The 20,516-nt window shown below is 71.7% G+C and carries 21 protein-coding genes; 6 read left to right on the top strand and 15 right to left on the bottom strand.

Going from position 1 to position 20,516, the window contains the following annotated elements; translation table 11 throughout:
• Positions 1-5 precede the first annotated feature (5 nt).
• The gene (locus ACFVS6_RS11350) at positions 6-668 is read left to right on the top strand and encodes a hypothetical protein (RefSeq protein WP_389702785.1); all 663 of its coding nucleotides are present in this window, start codon (positions 6-8) and stop codon (positions 666-668) included.
• A gap of 65 nt (positions 669-733) precedes the next feature.
• Positions 734-1,441 carry a sensor domain-containing protein gene (locus ACFVS6_RS11345; protein WP_389702784.1) on the top strand — a complete coding sequence of 236 codons (708 nt, stop codon included), beginning with the start codon at positions 734-736 and terminating at the stop codon, positions 1,439-1,441.
• Between the two features lie 105 nt (positions 1,442-1,546).
• Here ACFVS6_RS11345 and ACFVS6_RS11340 read toward each other — a convergent pair whose 3' ends face one another.
• Positions 1,547-2,488, bottom strand: coding sequence for an AraC family transcriptional regulator (locus ACFVS6_RS11340; protein ID WP_389702782.1), 942 nt, complete (start codon positions 2,486-2,488; stop codon positions 1,547-1,549).
• Between the two features lie 90 nt (positions 2,489-2,578).
• Between ACFVS6_RS11340 and ACFVS6_RS11335 the strand changes: the two genes are divergently transcribed.
• Entirely contained in the window at positions 2,579-3,511 is a 933-nt protein-coding gene (locus tag ACFVS6_RS11335; protein WP_389702781.1) for an NADP-dependent oxidoreductase, read from the top strand.
• Between the two features lie 135 nt (positions 3,512-3,646).
• On the opposite strand, the gene ACFVS6_RS11330 is transcribed toward ACFVS6_RS11335, so the two are convergent.
• The 4 genes from ACFVS6_RS11330 to ACFVS6_RS11315 all read right to left on the bottom strand — a co-directional run bounded on the left by ACFVS6_RS11330 (position 3,647) and on the right by ACFVS6_RS11315 (position 5,915).
• Entirely contained in the window at positions 3,647-4,117 is a 471-nt protein-coding gene (locus ACFVS6_RS11330) for a hypothetical protein (protein ID WP_389702780.1), read from the bottom strand.
• Positions 4,118-4,267: 150 nt separating this feature from the next.
• Positions 4,268-4,789: a hypothetical protein gene (locus tag ACFVS6_RS11325; protein WP_389702779.1), complete on the bottom strand. Its 522-nt coding sequence runs from the start codon at positions 4,787-4,789 to the stop codon at positions 4,268-4,270.
• 54 nt (positions 4,790-4,843) lie between these two features.
• Positions 4,844-5,416, bottom strand: a complete 573-nt coding sequence (locus ACFVS6_RS11320; protein ID WP_389702777.1) for a hypothetical protein — start codon at positions 5,414-5,416, stop codon at positions 4,844-4,846.
• Between the two features lie 163 nt (positions 5,417-5,579).
• A complete protein-coding gene (locus ACFVS6_RS11315; RefSeq protein ID WP_389702776.1) occupies positions 5,580-5,915 on the bottom strand; it encodes a hypothetical protein in 336 nt (111 codons plus the stop codon).
• A gap of 558 nt (positions 5,916-6,473) precedes the next feature.
• Between ACFVS6_RS11315 and galE the strand changes: the two genes are divergently transcribed.
• Positions 6,474-7,472 carry a UDP-glucose 4-epimerase GalE gene (gene galE / locus ACFVS6_RS11310; protein WP_389702774.1) on the top strand — a complete coding sequence of 333 codons (999 nt, stop codon included), beginning with the start codon at positions 6,474-6,476 and terminating at the stop codon, positions 7,470-7,472.
• A 139-nt stretch (positions 7,473-7,611) separates the two neighbouring features.
• On the opposite strand, the gene ACFVS6_RS11305 is transcribed toward galE, so the two are convergent.
• From ACFVS6_RS11305 to ACFVS6_RS11290, 4 genes are all read right to left on the bottom strand, one after another.
• Positions 7,612-8,016 (bottom strand): transglycosylase SLT domain-containing protein, encoded by a 405-nt coding sequence (locus tag ACFVS6_RS11305; protein ID WP_389700807.1) that lies wholly within the window; start codon positions 8,014-8,016, stop codon positions 7,612-7,614.
• A 412-nt stretch (positions 8,017-8,428) separates the two neighbouring features.
• Complete coding sequence (locus ACFVS6_RS11300) at positions 8,429-9,460, bottom strand: CU044_5270 family protein (RefSeq protein ID WP_389702772.1); 1,032 nt, start codon at positions 9,458-9,460, stop codon at positions 8,429-8,431.
• The gene (locus ACFVS6_RS11295) at positions 9,457-10,023 is read right to left on the bottom strand and encodes an RNA polymerase sigma factor (protein ID WP_389702770.1); all 567 of its coding nucleotides are present in this window, start codon (positions 10,021-10,023) and stop codon (positions 9,457-9,459) included. Before ACFVS6_RS11295 ends, ACFVS6_RS11300 begins: the two co-directional genes overlap by 4 nt.
• 91 nt (positions 10,024-10,114) lie before the next feature.
• Positions 10,115-11,530: an FAD-dependent oxidoreductase gene (locus ACFVS6_RS11290; protein WP_389702768.1), complete on the bottom strand. Its 1,416-nt coding sequence runs from the start codon at positions 11,528-11,530 to the stop codon at positions 10,115-10,117.
• 80 nt (positions 11,531-11,610) lie between these two features.
• Between ACFVS6_RS11290 and ACFVS6_RS11285 the strand changes: the two genes are divergently transcribed.
• Positions 11,611-11,808, top strand: coding sequence for a hypothetical protein (locus tag ACFVS6_RS11285; protein WP_389702767.1), 198 nt, complete (start codon positions 11,611-11,613; stop codon positions 11,806-11,808).
• A 40-nt stretch (positions 11,809-11,848) separates the two neighbouring features.
• On the opposite strand, the gene ACFVS6_RS11280 is transcribed toward ACFVS6_RS11285, so the two are convergent.
• From ACFVS6_RS11280 to ACFVS6_RS11255, 6 genes are all read right to left on the bottom strand, one after another.
• Entirely contained in the window at positions 11,849-13,108 is a 1,260-nt protein-coding gene (locus ACFVS6_RS11280; RefSeq protein ID WP_389702765.1) for an NADH:flavin oxidoreductase/NADH oxidase family protein, read from the bottom strand.
• 127 nt (positions 13,109-13,235) lie between these two features.
• Positions 13,236-14,441 carry an FAD-dependent oxidoreductase gene (locus ACFVS6_RS11275; protein WP_389702763.1) on the bottom strand — a complete coding sequence of 402 codons (1,206 nt, stop codon included), beginning with the start codon at positions 14,439-14,441 and terminating at the stop codon, positions 13,236-13,238.
• A gap of 67 nt (positions 14,442-14,508) precedes the next feature.
• A complete protein-coding gene (locus ACFVS6_RS11270; RefSeq protein ID WP_389702761.1) occupies positions 14,509-15,690 on the bottom strand; it encodes an MAB_1171c family putative transporter in 1,182 nt (393 codons plus the stop codon).
• Positions 15,691-15,730: 40 nt separating this feature from the next.
• The gene (locus ACFVS6_RS11265; protein ID WP_389702760.1) at positions 15,731-16,936 is read right to left on the bottom strand and encodes an MAB_1171c family putative transporter; all 1,206 of its coding nucleotides are present in this window, start codon (positions 16,934-16,936) and stop codon (positions 15,731-15,733) included.
• Between the two features lie 2 nt (positions 16,937-16,938).
• Positions 16,939-17,607 (bottom strand): toxin-antitoxin system, toxin component, encoded by a 669-nt coding sequence (locus ACFVS6_RS11260; RefSeq protein WP_389702759.1) that lies wholly within the window; start codon positions 17,605-17,607, stop codon positions 16,939-16,941.
• Positions 17,608-17,714: 107 nt separating this feature from the next.
• Entirely contained in the window at positions 17,715-18,326 is a 612-nt protein-coding gene (locus ACFVS6_RS11255; RefSeq protein WP_389702757.1) for a hypothetical protein, read from the bottom strand.
• Between the two features lie 511 nt (positions 18,327-18,837).
• Here ACFVS6_RS11255 and ACFVS6_RS11250 point away from each other — a divergent pair.
• A complete protein-coding gene (locus ACFVS6_RS11250) occupies positions 18,838-20,505 on the top strand; it encodes a serine/threonine-protein kinase (RefSeq protein ID WP_389702943.1) in 1,668 nt (555 codons plus the stop codon).
• Positions 20,506-20,516: the final 11 nt, after the last annotated feature.

Below are 20,516 nucleotides of genomic sequence, written 5' to 3'. Positions count from 1 at the left end.
CTGCGATGAGCAGCCCACATGATGAAGTGCCCGGCGGGCTGAGCGAGTTGTCCGCCCGTTTCCTGGCGGCCCACGCGGTCCGGACGGAACGCCTCGACGTGGAGCGGTACCGGTCGCGATGGCGGGAGTCGGGTGTTCCGGCCGAGGTCATCGACCGGGCGGCGGACTACGAGGCCCGCTGGGGCGGGCTCGTCCTGCCACCGTCGCCCTGGTACGAAGGCGGACCCGGCGTGCTGAGCGTGGACGTACCGGAGGGCTCCGACGAGGAGGGCTGGTGGCTCCCGGCCGGAGACCAGCGCTGCTCCGTGGCGTTCGGCTTCCTGATCGGCCCCCACGGAGAGTTCGCGATCCGCGGTGTCCGCAGGATCGCCCTGCACGCGAGCGTCGAGGGGTGGGTGGAGTCCTTGGCGCTCGCCCACACCGCCCGCGTCCATGCCGCTCGCGTCACCACCGTACGGGGGCGTGCCGTGGAATCCCTCGACCTCGGCGGCCTGCGGCCGGTGCCGTCGGTGGCGGGCGCGGCCGACACCTGGTGGTGGGGGCCGGGCTCGCTGGTCGCCGTGTACCGCGGCGAAGCCGACGCCTTCGACACCCCGACTGCCCTTCGGGCCCACGTCTACGAGGGTCCGCCCGAGGACATGCCCCGCTTCGACGACGTGGTGGGGTAAGCCCCACCCTCCGCCGGCGGGGTAGCAGGCTCGTCCCGACCTTGCGGAACAGCGAGTGTGGTCCCATGACTGAGACCGCCCCACGCCCCACGGTGTCGCCGGATCCCACCGCGCCCGAGCCGCGAGCCCGCCGGTTCCGCGGCGAGCTGGCATACCTACTGTCCGGACTACCTCTCGGGCTCGCGGCGTTCACCGTCGCCGTGACCGGAGCGGCCCTCGGGGTGTCCACCCTGGTGGTGTGGGTCGGGCTGCCGATCCTGGCCGGAACACTGCGCGCGGCCCGGTCCCTGGCCGACCGGGAGCGCCGGCGCGTCACGGCCGTCACCGGCCGCCCGATGCCCTCGCGGCGCCCGCTGCCGACCGGCACGGGATGGGCGGGAACGCTGAGCGCGGTACGCGACCCGCGGTCCTGGCGTGACCTCGCCCATGCGGTCGTCGCCTTCCCGCTCCGGATCACGACCTTCAGCGTGGCGCTGACCTGGACCCTCGGCGGCATCGGCGAGCTGCTCTACGCCACCTGGTCGTGGTCCCTTCCCCGGGGAGACGACAACCGGGGCCTGACCGAGCTGATCTTCGACACCTCCTCGCGGGCCGCCGACATCGGCTTCAACACCGCCATCGGAGTGTTCCTCCTGGCCACCTCGGTCCCGGTGGTCCGCGCCCTGGCCGCACTCCAGGCCCGGCTCGCCGTCGCCCTGCTCACGGACCGGTACGTCGACGGCGCCGCGAGGGACCACGAACGCCGGGCGACCACCGCCGGGATGGCTCGATGAGCGGTACGGTCCACCGCTGTCGAGCAACATCGCGGCCACGAGGCGGACGGCCGAGGGCGCCGCGATCCGCAAGCCGCCCTCCTCATCACCAAGTCGCCCTCCGCATCAGCCCGTTCGCCGGTAGGCGCCCGGTGCGGTTCCGTGCGCACGCTTGAACGCGTGCGCGAAGGCGAACTCGGACGTGTAGCCGACCTGGGCGGCCAGGGACCTCAACGGCACATCGGATGCCCGCAGCAGGCGCGCCGCCGTGGTCATCCGCCACCAGGTCAGGTAGCCGACGGGCGGTTGGCCGACCAGGGTGGCGAAACGTCTTGCGAAGGGTGCCCGGGAGAGTCCGGCCTCCGCGGCGAGTCCCGCCACCGTCCAGGGCGCCGCCGGGTCCCGGTGGATGGCATGGAGGGCGGCGGTGACGGGCGGATCGTTCAGCGCGGCGGCCCACCCGGCCCCGGTGATGGCACCACGGGCGCTCTGATCGGCGAACCAAATGCGCAGGATGTACAGCAGGAGCGCGTCCAGGAGCGCGGGTACGGCCGCGTCCGTGCCGAGACGCGGGTTCCGCAGCTCGGTGGCCAGGAGTTCAACGGCCGCGCGCAGCTCGGGATGACGGTCCGGCCGTGCCGGCAGGTGGATCAGATCGGGGAGGGTCAGCAGGAGCGGGTGGGTGCGGGACGGGTCGAGTCGGTAGGCCCCGCACAGCACCACGGTGACCTGTCCGCCGCCTCCGGTCCGGTCGACGCCGTCCGAGGCGCGGTCGGCGTACGGCTCACGGTCGTCGGGGGCGCAGGCAGGGGCCGTCAGGAGGCCTTCGGGGCTGTCGGCCAGTGTGTGCCCGCTGCCGTGGGGGAGGAACACCACGTCGCCCGTGCCCAGTCGAACGGGCTCCGCGTTCGGGGGCAGCAGCCAGCAGGAACCCCGCAGGACCACCTGGAAACCCGCCGACCCGGGGACGGCCGCGAACTCCTGTCCCCACGGGGCGTGCCACCGCACGTACGCGGCCCGGGGACGGCCGGTCCGGGTCACCGCGACCACGTCGCTGAGTACGTCCATGCGGTCGAGGGTACGGGTGCGAGACGCACACACATGAACGGGGCACTGTCGCGCATGGATCGTCTCTCCGCGCGGTCGTAGATTCGCCGCATGACGACGATGAAGAGCGCACGCATCCACGAGTACGGCGATACCTCCGTGATCCGCCACGAGACCGTTGACCGTCCACGACCCGCCCCCGGTGAGGTGCTGGTCCGGGTCGCCGCCACCTCGTTCAATCCGACCGAGGCAGCCCTGCGAGCCGGGCTGCTGCACGCCTTCCTCCCCGTGGACCTCCCCTACACCCTGGGCTGGGACGTAGCCGGCACCGTCGTCGAAATCGGCCCGGGGACGGAGGGCCCCGCCATCGGCGACCGGGTCATCGGACGGCTCGGCGCCGGGGGTGCGGCGGCCGAGTATGTCCGTGCACCCGCTGACCTGCTGGTTCCGGCGCCGAGGTCCGTCCCGCTCGCCCACGCCGCGGCCCTTCCCGTGGCCGGTCTGACGGCCTGGCAGGCGGTGTTCGAGCACGGGAAGGTGGTTGCCGGCCGGCGGGTGCTGGTCAACGGCGCCGGCGGCGGCGTCGGAGGCTTCGTGACGCAGCTCGCGAAGTACGCCGGAGCGGAGGTGATCGCCACGGCCGGCCCTCGGAGCACCGACGCGGTCCGCGGACAAGGCGCGGACCGAGTCATCGACTACACGGCCGGTCCGGTCGGCGACGCGCTCGACGGGCCGGTGGACACCCTGCTCAATCTGGTTCCGCTGGGTCCGAGGGACGCCGCCGCCCTGGCGACCCTGGTGCGTCCGGGCGGGCGGATCGTGTCGATCGCGACCCCGATCGAACCGACCGCCGGCACCGGGGTGAGCACGAAGCACATGGTCGCACGCAACGACGTCGCGGATCTCGCGGCGCTGGTGAACCTCGTCGACGCCGCCGCGCTCGGCATCGACATCAGCGAGTCACGTGCACTGTCCGACCTCGCGGACGTCCACCGGAGCAGTGAGTCCGGGCGGATCAGGGGCAAGGTCCTCATCATTCCGTGAACTCCCACAAGGCTTCCGACGAAGGCGCGTTGCCCGATGCGGCATCACCGCCCCACCGACACGGACGGTTCCCGGACGCGGATCGGTGTCGGACCGCGAAGGGTCCGTCAAGGTCCCGGCGAGGGCTCGCCCCGGTCAGTGGTGGTCGGGGCTCAGCAGCGTGGCGGCCGCTGCGATGAAGGCGACCGAGGCCTCCTTGGCCGCGTGCCGCCGGACGTCGAGTTCGGTCCGGTCGACGGACTTGCGCAGGACGTAGGTGGCGTCCGCGGCCTGCTGGGCGGGGCCCGCCAACTCGGGAACCAGGATCTGGAGGCGGATGTGGGGCGCGGTGATGGCCGCACGGGTGTCGTGGGACTTCGTCTGTGCCTCCAACTGGTGCTCGGTGCCCGCCTCGGCCAGGGCGAGGCGCTCCCGATGGAAGATCGCCGAGCGGTGTGCGTCCAGGGCGGCCGCGAAGTCGGTGACGGCGGCGAGCTGGTCCTGGCGGTGGCCGTGGGCGCGCTCCTCGACGCGTGCGGTCCGTACCGAACGGTGCTGGAGGACACCGGCGGTCAGGGCGCCGGCGAGGGTACCGAGTACGGCGACGATGGAAGGCCATATGGACATCGGGGTGTTGGGTCCTCTCCCTGAGGGGTCGGTTTCGGTGGTGAAGCGGGCGGATCGGACGACCGGGGACGCGGCAGCGCCCTCGGACGCGGGCCACGCCGGAGGGAATCGCGGCCCCGCGGCCCCGCACGGGGCCGGGTCGCCCGCACGTCACCGGTGTTGTTCGATGGCCATGGCCTCGAAGGTCTGCCGCATCATCCCGTCGATGGCGCCGGGTCGTTCGACCAGCGAGTCGAAGAGGTCGGCGAGCAGCCACAACACGAAGCCGTGCACCAGAGCCTCTTCCGGAGCGATCGGTCCGAACTGCTCCCGCCACGCCACGGTGTCCATGCCCATCGCGGCTGCCATGAGGACACCGGTGACCATCGGGACCTGGGTGGGGTCGGCCAACTCGAAGGTGGGAAGCCTGCGGATCACCGCGGGGATCAGGTCGTCGAGCGGGTCGATACGGTCCTTGCCGCCGGGCTGCTCGGCGATCAGGTACCCGGTCAGCACGCCCACCAGGAAGACAGTGCCCCGGGACACCTCGTCACGCCCGTGGACGTCCATCGCGGCCTCCACCCGCCGCTGCGCCTGCCGGCGCTCCTGGGCCGAGGTGCGCTTCTCCAGGACCCGGTACGAGTCCCACGCCGCACGGATCGCCTCGTCCTCAACTACGCCGTTCTTGGTCATGGAGCGACCGTAGGCGAGATGCCGAACGATCGCTGCGGGGACCCCCGAAGACGGTCAGATGTGGTGGCTGAGGCCGAGGGCGGGGTCGTGACGGATCAGGGTCCGCAGCCCCGGGTGGTATTGGACGCTCTCACCGGTGAGCAGCACCGGGCGCCCGCAGGCCGTGCCCACCTCGGTCAGGAACCGCAGCACGGCGGCCACCCCTGCTCCGTCGACGACCTCGTCGGGCCACAGCGAGAACTCGATCTCCTCCTCGTCGTGGGGCAGGGCGAAGAACCATACGGTGCCGAACCGGACCCGGAAGCAGAAACTCGTCCCCTCCCCGGCCGGCTCGTCGCACCAGACGCGGAAGAGGTCGGCGACGGCGGGCCGCAGCGGATCGAGCCGGTCGTACGGGTGCTCCACCTCGGTCTCGTCGGCGATCGACCGCAGGTGTTCGAGGACCGCGATCCAATCGGCGCGGCCCGCGTCCAGCACCCGGACGTCCCGCAGACTGCCGTCGACGTGGAAGACGTGGCACATCCACGACTCGGGGAGGCAGCGGGCACGGGCTTCGTGACCGTGGACGCGTCGGCAGACCTCGTGCGAGGTTTCCACGCCCCGGTCCTTCGGGGCTGTTGTTCCCATGGGCGCAAGGGTACGCGCGGTGCTCGACCCCTCGTACGGGCCGGCCCGAGCCTCAACCGGGCCCGGCCGGTACCCGGCGGCGGCCGGTGCGGCGATGTCCGTCCGGGCTCCCGACGGGTGGACACGCCAGCCGATGAGCCCCAGGTCCCGGAGCGCGGTGGAGTCAGGCCTTGGTGGTGAACTCGTCCTCGCCCTCGCCCTTGTACTCGTCGTGCACGTCCTCGAGCACCTTCAGCGCCTCGGCCACGGACGACCGGGCGTCGTCGAGGGCCGACGCCACGGCCTCCAGGGCGACGTCCCGCCCGTCGGCGGGAAGCGTGTCGAGCAGTCGCTCGATCTCGTCGAGGTCACGGCGGACGGCATGGACCGAGAAACCCACCCGGTTCTCCGCGGCGAATGCCACCTTCAACACGCCGAGGGCCACGCGACCGACGACACCTGCCGCCTTCCACGCGATCGGGCCGGCCGTCGTGGCCGCCTTCATCAGCTTTTCCCGCACGGGTTCAGCCCTTCTGCGACGTTGGCCGTCTCGTCATCGTGGTGCTTCCGGACTCGTCCGACGTGCCGAACACGTAGGCCTCGGCGTCGCCGATTCGGACCGGAGGCCCTTGCCGACAGGGCGCAGCCCGCGGCGGCCGGGGCAACCAGGGCGCATGCGACGGCGTTAGGCATCTGCGCATCCTAACGACCCCGGTACGCATGGTGGGCCCGGATCCCCAACCCGGTGGCGCCCGTCCGGGTTGGGGCCGGGGCACTCGTGGATGCGGTCGCGGGATGCGCACCGACCGCCCCGAGCAGCGGCCGGACTGCACGTAACCGCGGTTCGCCGACGGCGCCGGCAGCCGGACCCCTGGGCGTCCCCGCCCACGCTGCGGCGCCCCGTACGCAACCAAATGCCGGGGCTTCCACGTCATGGCAAGGGGGGCACCCCCACAGGAACACAGGACAGTCCCGCCCCACCTGGCGGCTGCCGGACCGGACTCCGGCGTCCCGGGCTCGTCGGGCGGGACGGTCGGCACACGTATCGAAGCTCCACCGAACACTTGAGGAAGAACCCTTGAAGGTACTGATCGCGGGCGGCGCCGGTTTCATCGGCTCGACCATCGCCTCGGCCTGCATCGACGGCGGCATCACCCCCGTCATCCTCGACAACCTGGCCACCGGTCGCCGCGAGTTCACCGAAGGTCGGACCTTCTACGAGGGAGACATCTGCGACGGTTCCCTCGTCGACCGAATCTTCGCCGACCACCCCGACATCACCACGGCCATCGACTGCGCGGCCCTGATCGTCGTTCCCGACTCCGTCGCCAACCCCCTCGGCTACTACCGCGAGAACGTGTCCAAGGGCATCCAGTTCCTTGAACACCTCACCCGCAACAACTGCCGGAACCTCCTCTTCAGCAGCTCCGCCTCCATCTACAGGGCGGACCCCGAGGACTTCTCCGTCGACGAGAACTCCCCCCTCGAAACGCTCAGCCCCTACGCCCGCACCAAGGCCCTCTTCGAGACGGTCCTGGCCGACGTCGCCGCCGCCGGAACCCTCGACGTCATCTCGCTGCGCTACTTCAACCCCATCGGCGCCGACCCCCTCCTGCGCACCGGCCTCCAGATCCGTACGCCCACCCACGCCCTGGGCAAGATGATCGACGTCCACCACGCGGGCAGCCACTTCCCCCTCACGGGCACCGACTACCCCACCCGTGACGGCTCCGGGATCCGCGACTACGTGCACGTCTGGGACCTGGCCGACGCCCACGTCAAGGCCGTCCAGCAGTTCGCCGCCATCACGCGCGACGAGCCCTACCGCGTCATCAACCTCGGCACGGGACGCGGGACCACCGTCCGCGAGCTCGTCACCGCGTTCGAAAACGTCACCGGTGCCCCGCTGACCACGGTGGAGACCGAACGGCGCCCCGGCGACTCCGCCGGTGCCTATGCCCGCGTCGACCTCGCGCAGGAACTCCTCGGCTGGAAGGCCCGACACTCCCTCGAAGAGGGCATCGCCGACTCCCTGCGCTGGTACGAGCGGCGCGACACGACCCTGACCACCGACTGACGATCCGGGACCGGCAGGCGCGCGCGGCGGCGTCGTGCAGGGCCGCACCCACCGCAGCGCGGCAACCCGGGGACGCGAAAACGCCCGGCGGGGGTTTCCCGGCCGGGCGTTCTTGTGCGTCTTGGGTTCCGCTGGTGGCTCAGTACCAGTGGTGGGTCTGCCAGAAGTTCCAGGCGCCGACGGGGCTGCCGTAGCGGGAGTTCATGTAGTCCAGGCCCCACTTGATCTGGGTGGCGGGGTTGGTCTTCCAGTCGGAGCCGGCCGAGGACATCTTCGAGGCCGGGAGGGCCTGGACCAGGCCGTAGGCGCCGGAGGAGGAGTTCGTCGCGGTGTGGTTCCAGCCGCTCTCACGCGAGACGATGTTGTTGAACGCCGCGAACTGTGCCGGGTCCTTGATCATCTGCTGGGCGACGGCCTTGGCGCTCATGGGGGCGGCCTGGGCGGGGACCGTGGCGAGCATGGAGCCGGCGACGCCGAGGGCGACGACGGTGCCCGCGAGGGCCTTCTTCGAGGCGGCGATGCGGCGGATGACGGTGTTCGACACGGGAGGGCCTTCCACAGGGGACGAGGGCGGTCGCTGCACGTCCAGGACGTGCGTGAGCCACTCAGGTGATGCGGAGGGCTTCGTCAGCGGCGGGTGAAACACCCGGGCCGCTCGGCGACTCATCCAGTTCTACAGACGGCCCGGTGGCCTGGCAACGAACCCGATTACTACCCGCCCTCGCAGCCGGGGACCCACGACCCCACGGCAGCGACCAGGGCATCGGTGCAGGTGGAGGCCCGGTACGGAAGGTCGTACCGGGCCCCTGCGGTCCACTATCCGGGGTCGTATGTGACGTGGGTCCTATGGGACGGCTCACCCCGGAGCCGCCCGAATCTCACGGTGAGCAACCACCTGTACCGCTCTGGCGACGCCTGCCGGGCCGGGAGAGGGGCTCGTGTGACGCCCCGCGGGGCTACGGCACTGCGCCGGCGACGTCCGTGACGCCACGGCCGACGATGGCCACCGATGTGACCGCCGTCCCCGCCTTCCCCCAGCTGCTGTCCTTGAGGAGGACGGTGCGCTCGCCCAGGAGGCGCAGGCTCTGCTCGTCGAAGATCCATTCGGTTCGTTCGCCCTTGTGGACGCGGGCGACCGCGACCCCGTGGCGGCCCGCGGCGTCCGTTGCCTCGGGAATCAGGACGACGCCCGGGATGCGGGCCGCGGCGCGATACAGGGCGGCGCTCACCCCGGGCGGGGCCTCCGTGGTGCGGAGCAGATCCCCGATGGCGACGAACGCCTGCTGGTCGGGCCCGGTCGTCGACCCCGAGCCGGCGCCGTGGTTGAGGAGGGTGTCCTCGTGGATGACCTCCAGGAGACGGGCGGGATCCGTCGGAAGGGTTTCGAGGAACCGGTAGGTGGGACTGTTGATACCGGCCTTGTGCGTACCCGATACCGGATCCGTGCTCTCGCCCCCGGTCGTGCGGGTGAGGGTGCCGGCCGCTCCGTCGACGGAAACCCACCTCTCGGCCGACTCGTCGGTCCGAGCGGCTTCCATGTCCCCGTTCGCGGTCTCGGAGAGGGAGGTCGAGTGCCCGACCGTCCTGGTGTAGAGGAACTGTCCGTCGCGGACGGCCGGAGCCCCCGCCGTCTGCGCCGCCAGTGCCACGCGATCGAGCAGCCGCACCGCTGCCGGCTCGGGCCGGGCCGCGGCGGGGGGCCCGTCGGAGCCGTGCACGCCGAGGACGGCGGCCAGGGCCACCGCGCAGGTGGCGGCCCCGGCCGCGAGGAACAGGCCTCGGGTGCGACGGGAGCGAACCCGGGCGGGACGGGAGAAGACCCCGGCGGGACGCGTGGCCCCGGCGGTCTCGCGCATCAGGTGCTCCTTGATCCGCCGGTGTCCGTGGAAGGGCAGCTCCGCTTCGGAGAGACCGGGCAGGTGCCGGACGTCGTCGGCCGCGTCGGCCGCGTCGAACCGGTCTCGTCGTGCGTCTTCGGGGGCGTTCACAGGTTTCCCTCCCGTGCGGTGCGGGGTGCCGGCGCGTCTCGTGCGGTCGGGGGCCCGGTGAGGTGAACGGCCGCGAGCTTGCGCAGCCGGGTCCGTGCGCGGGACAGGCGCGAGCGCACGGTGCCCACGGGCACCCCGCACGCCCGCGCCACCTCCTCGTGGCTGAGCCCCGACCACACGTGCAGGAGCAAGGCCTCGCGGTCCGTGCGCCGCAGCCGGTCCAGAGCGGTCAGGGTGGCCGCGGCCCGGGCCGAATCGGTGATCCGGGAGACGACGGCGTCCGCCAGGTCGGGCACGGCGTCGGCCGGTGGCAGCCGGGCCATCGCGTCACGGTGACGGCGAGCAGTCCTCCGGGTGTTGCGGATGACGTTGGTGGCGATCCCTAGCAGCCAGGCCCTGTGGTGCGTGACGCCGTCGAACGTGTCGCGCAGCCGCCAGGCTTCGAGGAAGGTGAGGGAGACGATGTCCTCGGCTCCGGTGCGGTCGGCGGTCATGCGGACGGCGTGCGCGTACACCGTGCCGGCATGTGCGTCGTAGAGTTCCGCGAACAATTGGTGGTCCACGCTGTGTAGTGTCCGCAGCCACTTCATCGTTGCATGTGACCCCCATCACGGTGGGGGTCCTCCTCGACCCCGCCCGCCGGCCCGGCCGTCGTCAGGTGGTGGGCGCGGGCGCGGGGCGGCCGAGGAGCACCGCTTGTTCCGCGGGAGTGAGGTCGGGGCCGGCGAGAGGGGGGAGTCGCGGTCCGCGGATCGCGGCGAGGACGACCCGAGGGCGGGCGAGGACCGCGCCGCCGGTCTGAAGGGTCATGACGTCGGTGAGGGCCTCGACAACGGTGAAGTCCGAACAGGCGGTCGTGATCAGGCGGTTGACGTACCTGGCGGCGACGCGGTCGGCGAACGTGGGCCTCTTGCCGATCGTCCGGGGGAAGGCGGCGTCCTGGGTGACGGCCAACAGCCAGGCGGCGGCAGCCGGTCGGCCGATCGCGCGCTGTGCGCGCCGCGCGAATCCCTTCGACCCGATGTCCCTGTTCGAGGCCAGGTCCCGCAGGGCGCGGGCGCCTTGGGCCGCCGCGGACATGCCGTGCCCGTAGAGCGGGTCGAGAGCGGTGGCGGAGTCCCCGAGCGCGACGAACCCGTCCACGCGGAGCCTCTCGTAGTGGCGCCGCCGGTTGGTCGTGTTCCGGGTGACGATCACCGGGCCGAGGGGTTCGCACCGGTCCAGGAACTCCGCTATGAGGGGGCTCCGCATGGTGCGGGCGAACGCGGTGAACCGGGACTGCGCACTGGTGGGCTGCCCGCCGCGGGTGCCGGCGAGGCTGACCATCCACTCACCGCCCTCGATGGGCAGGATGGTGCCGCCCGAGCCGGGCCCGGCCAGTCGGGAGTCGACCTGGACGTTGATGACCGGCCAGCACGCGGTGTCCACGGGGGCCTTGTAGCGGCGGCTCGCGTAGGCGACTCCCGCGTCGACGACGGTCTCGGGAACGGCCGGCAGCCCCAGCCCGGCCAGCCAGTTCGGAGCGCGGGAGGAGCGGCCCGTGGCATCGACGACCAGGTCGGCTTCACGAACCTCCTCCGTGCCGTCCCGATGCCGGATGACCGCACCGGTGACCCGGGTGCGGGTGCCGAGGAGGCGGACCGGCTCGGCCCCGGAGAGCAGACGTACTCCCGGCAGCGCCAGGGCGCGCGTGCGGACGGCCCAGTCGACGAGGTCGCGGCCGGCGCTGATGAGGTACTGCGCTTCGGGCCAGCAACGCCGGTACCAACCGCCGGGGGAGAGGGAGACCATGCCGTTGGGAAGGGGGATCCGGTGCGCGCCGGCGCCCAGCCACATCTCCATGGTTCCGGGCAGCAGCGACTCGATCGCGTCGGCCCCGCCCGACCAGAGCATGTGGGCGTGGCGGGCCTGGGGGAGTCCGCGACGGGCTCGCGGGGTGTCCGGCAGGGCGTGCCGTTCGACGATGTCGACTCCGTCGCTGTACGGAGCGAGCGCCGCGGCGGCCAGGGTGCCGCTCAGCCCGCCTCCGAGGATCAGGACTCGGGACCGAGAGGGGGTCGTACCGGCCATGCGGGTCTGCTTTCTGCCCCGGCCTTGGCCGGTATGGCGGAAGTCGAGTGGGGTCCGGACGGGAGCCCTAGAATCCCATGATGATCATTACGCGCTTCGTCGGTGGTCCTCTCGCGGGCATCGAGGGGATCCAAGCCACAGAGGTGACCTTGGCCGCGCATAGTGGTAGCCGTGAGATCGGGCGCTATCTACGGGGCCCCGATGATGACGGCGTGGCGGTATACCGGTGGGTGCCCGCCCCCGAGGAGGCACAGGACGACCTGCCGGATCCGGCCTGAACCACCACGGGGCACACCGGCGTTCGGCGGGCCGGATCGGTCAGCCGCCGGGGGTGTCCGCCTCCGGTGCCGGGTTCTGGGCGAGCCACCGCCCGTACGCCCGGATCGTTCCTCGGTTCCGCAGGCCCTCACGGGCAAGGGCGAGGCGGGCGGAGGTGCGGGCGCGAGGCGCGAGGCCCCGGGAAACGCGGCCCATGTGGGTCCGGACCAGGGCCAGCACGCCCGCGCTGGCGATGTCCCTGTCACGCCAGTTGAGGCGCGGCGCGGCGACCTCGATGTCCTCACCCTGCTCCCAGCGTGCCGGGAGGTCGGGGCGCAGAGCCAGGGCGGTGGCCAGTCCGACCATCGCGAACCCGCTCGCCAGGACCAGTTCGGCCGACGTGCGACGGCCGATGCCCCCCGTCAGCATGAGCGGCACGGGCGCGGAGGCGACGAGCCGCTCGGCGATGGCGAGGAAGTACGCCTCACGGCCGAGCTTCCTGTCGTCGGCCGTGCGGCCCATGGTCGCCGCGCTCTCCATGCTTCCGCCGGAGAGTTCCACCAGGTCCACGTCGAGGTCCGTGAGGAAGCCGAGCACCTGCTCGACCTCGTCGACGTCGAAGCCGCCCCGCTGGAAGTCCGCGGTATTGATCTTGATGCTCACGGCGAACCCCGGGGTCACCGCCGCCCGGACGGCGCGCACCACGCTCAACAGCAGTCGGGCCCTGTTCTCCAGGCTGCCGCCCCACTGGTCCGTACGGCGGTTGACCAAGGGGGAGAGGAACTGGCTGAGGAGGTAGCCGTGGGCCGCGTGGACCTGGACGCCGTGGAAACCGCTCTCCTCCGCGAGGCGGGCCGTCGTCGCGAACCGGCGGATGGTGGCCCGGATGTCCGCCTCCGTCATGGCCGTCGGGCGGGCGAAGGCGCTCGTGTGCTTCCCGAGGCTGACACCGATGTCGGACGGCGACCACGCGACACCGGGCAGGTCCGACCGGACCTGCCGACCGGGATGGTTGATCTGCATCCAGACCTGGCCGCCCCCCGAACCGGCCGCGGCGGCCCAGCGGCGGAACGGGGCCAGGTCGGTTCCGGCGTCGAGCACGATCGTTCCCGGCGACGTGAGGGCCCGTCTGTCCACCATCACGTTGCCCGTGATGATCAATCCGCTCCCGCCGCGCGCCCAACTTCGGTACAGCTCCTCGATCTCCGGTCCGGGCAGTTGTCCGGGCTGGCGGGCCATGCTCTCCTCCATGGCCGCCTTGGCGATCCGGTTCGCGATGCGGCTGCCGTTGCGCAGTTCGAGAGGTGTGGACAGGTGCATGGAAGGTTTCCTCCGGTTGTCGTCAGGTGAAGTCCCGTCGTGGCCCGCGCACTACGGTTCGGCGCACGGCCCGCGGAGACGGTTCGGAACGCGGTCGGTGCCCCGCCCGGGCCGGATGCGGGCCGGTTCAGCGGTCCCGCCCCCTCAGAATCCGACCTGCCGCCGTCCGCACGCGGGCGAGACGCGCCGAGAGGCTCGGGGTGACGGGCCTGAGCCGGCTTCCGCCCATGGGCCCCGTCTGCGGATCGGACCACAGCTGGGCGACCTCCTCGGCGATCGCCTGCTGGGCCCTTCGGGACGCCGTCGGGTGGCTGATGCCGCGACCGAGCGCCACGCGCAGGGACCTGGCCGCGGCTTCGGTGGCCAACTGCCCCCGCGCGTCCAGAGGGCTGAAGGTCGCCAGGGCGTCCCCGATGACGACGAAGCCGCGGGGCCCGCGGATGCGCTCGTACCGGTGCCAGCGGGTCGACGTCGGTGAGACGAACACGTCGCCCGCGGGTGTCGCGTCGGCGATCAGCCGGCCCACGGCGGGGTCGGACATGGCCAGTGCGGCGGCGGCGAAGGCCTCCCCACCGGTGATCCGTTCACGGTCGGGGGCGGTCTGGGTCACGGCCCACAGGTCGTTCTCGATCGGGACGAGCACCGCGCTGTGGGCGCCGTCCGCGACAGCCGTCAGGGCGACGTCCGACTGCCCGTCCGGTGCCCGGTAGCGACGGCCGGCCATGAACCCGGCCGTGCCGCGCGTGGTGACCGGCACGGCGGCCACACCGAGATCGGTCAGCCACGTCGCACTGCACGAATCGGCGCCGCTCGCGTCGACGACGAGTTGCGCCGTGATCTCCTCCTCCGGCCCGTCGTCGAAGCGCACGCGCGCACCGAGCACCGCCGACTCGTCACCGATGAGCCCGACGACGTGGGCGCCGTCGAGGACGGCGGTGCTCCGCTCGTGTGCCGGGTTGGCGACCACGATCTCGCGCAGCACCGCTGTGAGCAGGTCCCGGCTGCACGTCAGCAGCTCGCGCGTGCCCCACGCGCGCGGGCGCGTCCGCGACAGGTGGGCGCCGGCCGGGAGGGGGAACGTCCGAGCACCACGACGCCGCAGCAGCGCGCCCGAGCCGTACGCCAGGTCGTTGACGTCCCACATGCCTCCGATGTGGAGGACCTCGCCGTGCTGGGCGGCCGCCGCACCCGCCGCCCCCGACCCGTCGCCGGTACGGCCCGCGAGCACGAGTACGTCGTAGCCGGCCAGGGCGACCACGGAGGCGGCCAGCAGGCCCGCGTACCCCCCGCCGATGATCAGGGCTTCGACGTGCTTCGGGTGTGTGGTGGTCATCGCTGTCTCTCTGTGAAGGATCTCTGAGCGGCGGGCGGGATGCGTGCTCGCGGCCTCTTCTCCGGTGTCATGCACGGTTCTCGGCGAGTGCTGCCGACTGCCGCGTCACCTCCACCCGCGAGGACCGCAGCATGGCGTCGGACATGTCGAGGAGGTCGTCGGATTCCTCGATGGAGCTGATCGTCCACCGGACCTCCGGCGGGACCGCCGGCGCCGCACGCCCCTTCCCGATCACGGCGTGGGCGATCACGGAGGCATCGGCCTCGCTGCGGGCCCGCCGGCTGCCGGCGCCCTCGGCCAGAGCGAGCGCGTAGACCTTCGCGCCGGTCGAGCGGTCGAACCAGGGCGTCAGCCGCAGCACCGCGTCGAAGATGTCCCGTTCGCGCTGCATCAGGCGGTGCTCCACCGGCTGCCACCAGGGCATGGGCGGCGGGCTCGTGGAAGGTATCTCCGGACGGACCTCCAGCCACAGGGGATGGAGCCTGCGGAACCGGCACAGGGCCCGCCACCGGTAGCCGGCGCCCTGTCCGAGGGGCGGAAGGACGAATCCGGCGGCGATCAGGAAGGCGCTGAAACTGGCGATGGAGAAGGCGACCTGGGTGCTCAACCAGTCCCAGTCGTGGCCGAGCCAACGCGCGATGATCGCCGTGTACTTCAAGAGGTCGTACGCGAACGTGCACGCCGCCCCCGCGGCGATCAGCAGCAGCCCGCCCTTGAGGGTGCCGCTGACCTGCTTCGACCAACGCCGGCTGAGCACCACCATGGTGACGGCCGCCACGCTGTGCGCCGCCAGGTAGAGGACGACCATCTCGCGGATCCAGGGCGTCCGGGAGTAGTAGGTGTCCAGGTCACGGAGCCGCTCGATCGGTGCGTCGCCCAGCGCGAACAGGGCCCAGATGGCCAGGACGACCAGGGCGTAGGCCGTCAGGCACGAGCGGGTCTGCCGCCGGGTGACGCGTGCGTCGTCGTTGCCCCGCCAGTGGATCAACAGGACGATCGTGGCGGCGTCGAACGCGGTCAGGATCGAGTAGACGATGGGGGCCGCGATGTTCGGCACGCCGAACATCGCGTTGATGGCCGCGAGATGTGGGGGAGCGGCGGTGACGAACAGGAGCGCGCCGACGAAGAGGGTCGCGGTGACGGCCCTCAGGAGCGGGTCCCGCGGGTTCTTCCGCAGTGCCCACAATTTGATGGCGGTGGCGACCAACAAGCCGGCGGCCGAGCTCAGGTACGCCGTTCCCGCGTTCACCGAGGGCGTCCGTGAGCCGGATGAGGGGCAATGAGCATGGTCAGTTGCTCTCCGAGCGGTCGGCGCCGACGGGGGAGCCGGAACGGTGGATGTTGGAGAACTGGATGCTCAGCCGGGCAAGACCGTTCGTGCCGGAAACACGGGTGGGAATCGCGGCGGTCACGTCGATGGCCACGGGGGTCCGCACGGACGCCGGGACCTTGGCCGCGTCCGCGGTGACCAGGGCCGCGTGGATGGTCGCCGCCTCGGCGAAGATGATGGCGGCATCCGGCGTGCAGCCGTGCGAGGAGGCGTAGCGCTCGGCCGCCTCGCGGTGGCCGGTGTCCAGGTGCGGCGCCAGGTTGAGCAGACGGTCGGCGATTTCGGTGGACCTCGCCATCGCCCGGATCTCCAGCGACGCGGTGGGACGGATCCGCACGGGCTTGCCGGGCCCCGCGAACGGTTCCAGCGCACGCCAAAGGGGCTCCATCGCCCGGTAGGCCCGCCAGGAACCCCACATCGACCCCAGCCGCGGTCCGACGACCGGCAGCAGGAAACCCACGGTGGTCATGGCCGCGCCCAGTCCCGCCAGCGGAGGGGCGATGTCGGTGCTGAGCGAATCCCAGGCGTCCGTACCGGCCCACCGGGCGCCCACGGCGATGAACTTGAGCAGGGCGAACGACAGGGTCAGGCCGAACGCGGTCACGAGGATGATCAGGCCCCAGTGGGTCCACGCCGCTTGGAGCTCGCGCAGTTCGCGTGCCCACCTCCAGCACTTCGTCGCCACGACGAGACTCGTGGCGGTGTGTGCGGTCAGGTAGAGGACGATCATCTCGCGGACGAACGGGGTGTTCGCGTAGAAGGTGTCGAAGTCGCGCTGCTGCTCGATCGGCACGTCGCTCAGCGAGAAGAGCACGCAGAAGGTCGCGATCACCACGGAGGTCGCCGCGATCCACAGCCTGGTGTGCCGTCGGACGGTCTCCTCGGCTCCTCCGCGCCAGTTGATGAGGAGCACCAGAGAGCCGCACGCCAGGCACGACAGGATGCAGTAGACGATGAGAGCCGAGATGTTCGGGACGCCGGTGATCCGGTTGACCCGCTCGATCGTCGGCGGTGCGCCGAAGACGAAGCCCGCCGCGGAGGCCGCGAGGATCACGAAGATCGACTTCGACATCGGTGAGTGCCAGGTGTGCCAGAACGACGGCGACTTCACCACCAGGGCGATCGCCAGTACGGCGGCGGGTATGTAGTAGTCCGATCCGGTCATGCTCAGTAGCCTCTGCCCAGGCTCGACTGGATCCGGCCCGCCAGACCGGTGACCGGCACGGCTCCGCCGCCCTGGAGGTACTCCCGCAGGCGCGACCCCAACTGGAGCCCGAACGTCTCCGCGTCGTCCTCCTCCTCGGTGTTGACGTGGCTCCTCGCGGCCAGCGCGACGAGGTCGTCGCTCGCCACGTCGCCACCGAGCGAGCGGGCGGCCGCCGTGGCCACCTGGCTGTGGGTCCCGTGTGACAGGCATTCACCCCTCAGGGTGTGCCAGATCTCGTGTGCAAAAATTACGAACTGGTGCAACGTGGTGGTCTTACTCTCGATGATGATCACGACTCGGTCGTCGAACCTGGCGGTGAGGCCGCTGGCCGTCTCCTCGGGGAACTCGCGGAAGCGCAGGAGGACCGGGCGGTGGGGCAGTCCGTCGTCATCCGCGTTGAAGCGTCGCTCGACGTCGGCCCTCAGTACCTCGAACAAGGTGTCCGGATCCGAGGGGATCGGCCGTCCGAGGCCCGCGAGGATCTCGTCGCAGAACTTCGCGATCCCGCGTTCGGTCGACCGTCGCGTCAGGTGGTTCTTCGGGGCGACGAGCAGGCTCCCCGGGCGAATCGCCCTCCCGAGAGCCGCGAACACGCCCTTGCGAAGATCGACCCTCTGCCGCTCGCTCATCCGAATGCCCTCACTCTGCGTTCCTTCCGATGGCGGTCAAGCCGCGGCCCGGCCTTCCGCTTCCTGTTGTTGGAGCCCGGGTCAGTGGCCCGGGCTCCGGCCCGACCTCAAGGCCGGGAGCTTTCCTGGGTGATCGCGTCCACGAAGGCCATCAGCGCCGTCTCCAGGTTCGGCGGCAGTTCCGTGTCGCCGAGACGAAGCTGGACTTGCAGGGCGTAACGATTCTTCACCGCTTCCGAAGGGTTCTTCAGCAGCGCCGTGAGGTCCGGGACGACCTTGCTGTCCAGAACTCGCTTCAGGGCTTCGGGCGGAGTGTGGGTGAAGTACTCCATGGGGACGTCGAAGAACCTGGCCAGACCCGCACCGTGCCAGATGTTCGGCGTGCTCCGGTTCAGGAGCTTGCCGTGCCACTGAGGCGTCATCCCGCTGCCCGCGGCGATCTCGGCGGTCGTGTACTGGCGCCGGTTCCCGGTGTCCCTGTCCACGGTCAGCCGCGTTTCCTTGAGGAACGCGATGCGGCGGGCCAGTTCCGCCGGGCCGCTCTTCGGCGCTTCGACGGGATCGCCGTCGAGCAGCCGCCGGATGTCGGCCTCCGCCAGCGAGGTGTGGAAGGAGAGGACCGGCAGGTTGAAGGCGGACGCCCGGTCGAGGCCCGACTGCAGTCGCAGCCCTTCGACTTCTCTCACGGTCTCGGCGAGCTGTTCGTACCCGTCGTTCATGGACCCTCCGGACGGGATGGAAGGGGGAACGTGCGGTCCGGTGGAACCCCGAGACCCGCGCATGTCAACTAGATCACGGAAACGGTCGGATCCGCAATGAAACGATCGTTTCGCTTGGCTCGATCGGGCTGCCGTCCTGCGAACCGTGCCTGACGTACCTGCTGTGCCTGCCGTGCCTGCCGTACGTGAGTGCCCGCCGGCCTGCCCGCCCCACGGGGCGCATCCGGCCCTCAAGGGGACCTCGTTGGGCAGGTCGGATGCCCCGAGGCAGTCCCGTGCGACGCGGTGCCGCGCGGCGCGACGCACCGCACGGCGGGTGGGCGGCCGCGTGCTCCGCCCGCGGATGGTGCATCTACGCTTGTGCCCCGTCAGCGGGTCGAGACGGACGACCGGTCGCGGAACGGAGCATGCGGTGCCAGAGGGTCAAACGGGGGAAGCGAACGACCGGGACCTGATCGGAAAGGTGCTCGGGGGACGCTACCGGGTGATCTCCGTGATCGGCCGCGGCGGCATGGGCGTGGTCGCGCGGGCGGTCGACGAACTCCTCGCCCGCGAGGTCGCCGTCAAGGTCCTGCGGGCCTACACCGACGCGAGCGACGCCGAACTGGCCGACCTGAGAGCCCGGATGGAGCGTGAGGCGCGGGCCGCCGCCCGCATCCGGCACGGCGGAGTCGTCACCGTGCACGACGTGACGCACGAGCAGGGTCTGCCCGTCATCGTCATGGAACTCGTCGACGGCCCCTCGCTCGACGAGGTGGTGACGCGGCGCGGCGCGCTCGACCCGCACGAGGCCGCCGCGATCGGCGCCAAGTTGATGGACGCGCTCGACGCCGCGCACCGCGCCGGCGTCCTGCACCGCGACGTGAAGCCGGGCAACGTACTGCTGGAGCGCGACGGGCGGGTCGTACTCACGGACTTCGGCATAGCCACGATCGAGACCTCCGGCGACGAGGCCATGGCGAAGCTGACCCGCAGCGGTGAGCTGGTCGGCTCGCTCGACTACATGCCCCCGGAGCGCGCTCAGGGCAGGGAGCCCGGACCCGCCTCCGACATATGGTCGCTCGGCATGACCCTGTACGCGGCGGTCGAGGGAGTCTCGCCGTTCCGCCGGACCTCGGTATGGTCCACGTTGGCCGCGATCGTCGGCGATCCGCTGCCGGAGCCCCGGCGCGCCGGCCCCCTCGCTCCGGTGCTGCGGGCGCTGATGGCCAAGGAACCGGAGCGTCGGCCCACCGCCGACCGGGCCCGCGCCATGCTGGAGGAGGTGGCGGCCGGTGGCGGTGCGGTCCCCGCGGCGACGGGCGCCACGGAACCGTCCGCCCCGGCCGAGGAGCCCGCCCCGGCCGAGCAGCCCGCCCCGGCCGAGGAGCCCGTGCCCGCCGAGCAGCCCGTGCCCGGCCCCGCGGTCGGTTTCGGACCCCCGCCCCCGGGCGGTTTCGACGCCGGGCCCGCATCGGTTCCGCAGCCCTACGCCCCCACCCCGCAGCCCGGCTTCCCGTCGCCCGGCCCCGCACAGGTCTCCCCGTACGGTCAGCCGTTCACGGTCGACCAGTCCGGCCCGACGGGCGTGGACCGGGCTCGGCGCCGCGGCCGGGTCGCGGTGGCGGTAGCGGTCGGCGCCGTCCTCGCCGCGGGCGGCGTCACCTACGCGGTGACCTCGGGCGGCGGCGACGGCGGCGACGATCGGGCGCAGGCGGCGGCTCCGACTCGGGCACCCGACGCCTCCACGACCACCGGCGGACAGCCGGGCGCGCAGCCGGGCGCGCAGCCGGGTACGCGGAGCCCTTCGCCGTCTCCTTCCGGGTCCGGGCCCACGACGAAACCGTCCGTCAGCGCTTCGAAGAAGGTCGGTACGTCGTCCCCCTCCCCGAAGGGTTCCTCGTCCGGCCCGGCCAAACCGAGCCCCGTACCTACGGGCTGTGCCGGCTGGACCCACAAGGACCCGGCGCCGGGCACCTACGGCTACATATCCGGCAGCCACCACCTGCTGGCGGCGCCGTACCAGCAGTGCGCACAGGGCGGTCTGGTCAAGGACGGGACCAAGCTCTGGTACCAGTGCTACGTCGTCAACTCCTACGGAAACCAGTGGACTTTCGTGCGCGTGGACGGCACGAACGCCACCGGATGGCTCTACAACCGCGACCTCAAGGGCCAGAAGGGCTCGTCCCCGCCCTGCTGAGCCGCTCCTTC

It is taken from the genome of Streptomyces sp. NPDC057939, from assembly GCF_042887545.1.
Classification (GTDB): domain Bacteria; phylum Actinomycetota; class Actinomycetes; order Streptomycetales; family Streptomycetaceae; genus Streptomyces.
The sequence above is the reverse complement of the archived record's forward strand: the minus strand, read 5'-3'. Positions and strand labels throughout refer to the sequence as shown.

Bases quoted from the DNA above. Each gene is read 5' to 3' on its own strand.
- ACFVS6_RS11335 (WP_389702781.1), top strand. From the start codon at position 2,579: ATGACGACGATGAAGAGCGCACGCATCCACGAGTACGGCGATACCTCC.
- ACFVS6_RS11250 (WP_389702943.1), top strand. From the start codon at position 18,838: ATGGGCGTGGTCGCGCGGGCGGTCGACGAACTCCTCGCCCGCGAGGTC.
- ACFVS6_RS11275 (WP_389702763.1), bottom strand. From the start codon at position 14,441: ATGACCACCACACACCCGAAGCACGTCGAAGCCCTGATCATCGGCGGG.
- ACFVS6_RS11280 (WP_389702765.1), bottom strand. From the start codon at position 13,108: ATGCACCTGTCCACACCTCTCGAACTGCGCAACGGCAGCCGCATCGCG.
- ACFVS6_RS11325 (WP_389702779.1), bottom strand. From the start codon at position 4,789: ATGACCAAGAACGGCGTAGTTGAGGACGAGGCGATCCGTGCGGCGTGG.
- ACFVS6_RS11340 (WP_389702782.1), bottom strand. From the start codon at position 2,488: ATGGACGTACTCAGCGACGTGGTCGCGGTGACCCGGACCGGCCGTCCC.
- ACFVS6_RS11260 (WP_389702759.1), bottom strand. From the start codon at position 17,607: ATGAGCGAGCGGCAGAGGGTCGATCTTCGCAAGGGCGTGTTCGCGGCT.
- ACFVS6_RS11265 (WP_389702760.1), bottom strand. From the start codon at position 16,936: ATGACCGGATCGGACTACTACATACCCGCCGCCGTACTGGCGATCGCC.
- ACFVS6_RS11330 (WP_389702780.1), bottom strand. From the start codon at position 4,117: ATGTCCATATGGCCTTCCATCGTCGCCGTACTCGGTACCCTCGCCGGC.
- ACFVS6_RS11320 (WP_389702777.1), bottom strand. From the start codon at position 5,416: ATGGGAACAACAGCCCCGAAGGACCGGGGCGTGGAAACCTCGCACGAG.
- ACFVS6_RS11255 (WP_389702757.1), bottom strand. From the start codon at position 18,326: ATGAACGACGGGTACGAACAGCTCGCCGAGACCGTGAGAGAAGTCGAA.
- ACFVS6_RS11345 (WP_389702784.1), top strand. From the start codon at position 734: ATGACTGAGACCGCCCCACGCCCCACGGTGTCGCCGGATCCCACCGCG.
- ACFVS6_RS11285 (WP_389702767.1), top strand. From the start codon at position 11,611: ATGATCATTACGCGCTTCGTCGGTGGTCCTCTCGCGGGCATCGAGGGG.
- ACFVS6_RS11290 (WP_389702768.1), bottom strand. From the start codon at position 11,530: ATGGCCGGTACGACCCCCTCTCGGTCCCGAGTCCTGATCCTCGGAGGC.
- ACFVS6_RS11350 (WP_389702785.1), top strand. From the start codon at position 6: ATGAGCAGCCCACATGATGAAGTGCCCGGCGGGCTGAGCGAGTTGTCC.